We start from the raw sequence: 2,507 nt of genomic DNA, 5'->3' as shown, positions 1-2,507 counted from the left end.
CCCTGGACGAGGACCGTCCGGCCGTCGAGGGCTCCGGGGGCGAGCCGGGTCGGGCCGTCCTGCGCGACGGTGAGGGCGCGGTGCGCGGTCATCGCGGGGACGCCGAGGCTGGCGCCGAGTTCGAATGACGCGGCGTCGGGCAGGGGGACCACACGGGAGACGGGCTGCACCGTGAACTCCTGGGCCGTGCCCAGCGGGCTCTCGTGCGCGGCGAGGAACACCCAGACGCGGTCGCCGACGGCGAAGGTGGTCGTGGTCGCCGCGTCGCCGACGGCCGGGCCGACCGCGTCGATCACGCCGGCGCCGTCGAGGTTCGGGACGACCTCGGGGAAGGGCATGCCACCGGAGGGGCCGCCGCCGCGCCTGGTCTTCCAGTCGGTCGGGTTGACGCCGGAGAACGCGACCTTGATGCGGACCTCGCCGGGGCCGGGCTCGGGGAGCTCGCGCTCGACGAGGTGGAGGACGGACGGGTCACCGTTGGTGGAGTAGACGATCGATCGCATACCGGGGCCAACGTCTCCGCCCCGCGGAAGATTCCGCGGAGGCACTTCGACAGGCTCAGTGACCGGGAGGGGGATATCCGTTCCCTGAGCTTGTCGAAGGGCCCCCGGGTGGCGTTGCGGGTCTGAGGGCTTCGGCGTGTGGCACTTCGACAGGCTCAGTGACCGGGGGATGTTCGCTCAGTGACAGGGTGGCGCTCGGTGACCGGGGAGGAGATACCCGTTCCCTGAGCTTGTCGAAGGGCCCCCGGGGTGACGTTGCGGGTCTGAGGGCTTCGGCGTGTGGCACTTCGACAGGCTCAGTGACCGGGAGAGGTCGGCTCAGAGACCGGGAGGGTTCGGCCCACTGACCGGGGAGGAGATACCCGTTCCCTGAGCTTGTCGAAGGGCCCCCGGGGTGGCGTTGTAGGTCGGGAGGCTTCGGCGTGTGGCACTTCGACAGGCTCAGTGACCGGGGNTCTGCGTGTGGCACTTCGACAGGCTCAGTGACCGGTGCGGGTTGCTCGGTGACCGGGGCTGGCTCGCGTGACCGGGGTGGGGGTACTCGTTCCCTGAGCTTGTCGAAGGGCCCCCGGGGAGCGTTGTGGGTCTGGGGGCTCCGGTGTGTGGCACTTCGACAGGCTCAGTGACCGGGAGGGGGCGGCTCAGTGACCGGGAGGGGGTCTGCTCAGTGACCGGCTCAGGCTCGGCCGGCGTACTGCTCCCGGGCGATCCCGGACGCGTCCGCAGCGACCGCGTCCGCCTGGTCGGCGCCGTCGCCGGCCCCCACCGCAGCCCACGCCGGGCGAGTACCACTCAGTGCCCAGGCCGCCTGCACCGCGGCGCCGTCGGCGACGTACTCCCCGGGGGCCGGCACGACGACCGGCACGTCGAAGACCTCGCGAGCGATCGCCTGCACCGCCGGGTTCTGCGCCGCACCGCCGATGAGCAGGACCCGCTCCGCCGTGACGCCCTGCGCGAGCACCGCGTCGAGTCCGTCGGCGAGTCCGCAGAGCAGCCCCTCGATCGCCGCCCGGGCGAGGCCCTCGCGCGTCGTCGACTCCAGGGTCATGCCGAAGAGGGTCGCCGTCGCGTCCGGCCGGTTCGGGGTGCGCTCGCCCTCGAAGTACGGCTGGAGCACGAGACCCCGTGCCCCGGCCGGGGCCTCGAGCGCGAGTCGACCGAGTTCCGTGTGGTCGACGCCGAGCAGCGCGGCCACCGCGTCGAGGATCCGGGCGGCGTTGAGCGTCGCGATGAGCGGGAGGAACGCGCCGTCGGCCGAGGCGAACCCGGCGACGGTGCCCGAGCTGTCGCGGACCACGGCCGGCGTCACGGCGAACACCGTCCCGCTCGTGCCGATCGACACGACGACATCGCCGGCCGTCGCCCCGAGCCCGAGGGCGGCTCCCGCGTTGTCTCCGGCACCCGCCCCGATGACGGTGTCCGGCCCGATGAGGCCGCCGTCGACACCGGTCCCGGCGGACTCCTCCGGCGCGAGTACACGCGGGAGGATCGCATCGTGGCCGAGCGCTGCGACGAGCAGCTCGCGGTCGTACTCGCCGTCGGCGGGGGACCAGTACCCGGTGCCGGAGGCGTCGGAGCGGTCGGTCGTCAGCTCGGCGAGGTCCGCGCCGAGCGGGCTCTCGTCGGCCGGACCGAAGCCGCGCAGACGCCACGTCAGCCAGTCGTGGGGGAGTGCGACGGCGGCGACCTCGGCGGCGTTCCCGGGTTCGGCGTCGCGCAGCCAGCGCAGCTTCGTGATCGTGAAGGAGGCGACGGGGACGCACCCGGTCCGCTGGGCGAGTTCCGCAGCGCCGAACTCGGCAATGAGATCCGTCGCGGCCTGCGCGCTCCGGGTGTCGTTCCAGAGGAGTGCCGGACGGATGACGCGTCCATCGACGTCGAGCGCGACCATGCCGTGCTGCTGGGCCGCGACCGACACCGCGGCGACATCGGCCAACCCGCCGGCGGCGGCGGCCGCCTCCTGCAACGCCTGCCACCACGCGGCCGGGTCGACCTCGGTGCCGG

Annotated in this window: 2 protein-coding genes; both read right to left on the bottom strand. The window is 73.5% G+C overall.

Annotated elements, in window-relative coordinates; all coding sequences use genetic code 11:
• Positions 1-503 (bottom strand): alcohol dehydrogenase catalytic domain-containing protein (locus tag IFT89_RS19825; RefSeq protein ID WP_202939841.1); only part of this gene is annotated, 503 nt, incomplete at its 3' end.
• 676 nt (positions 504-1,179) lie between these two features.
• The coding region (locus IFT89_RS19820; protein ID WP_202939840.1) for an FGGY family carbohydrate kinase at positions 1,180-2,507 on the bottom strand (1,328 nt) is incomplete at its 5' end.

This window comes from Plantibacter sp. CFBP 13570 (assembly GCF_014841395.1).
Lineage (GTDB): Bacteria > Actinomycetota > Actinomycetes > Actinomycetales > Microbacteriaceae > Plantibacter > Plantibacter auratus.
This window is presented reverse-complemented; position numbering and strand designations above follow the sequence as displayed.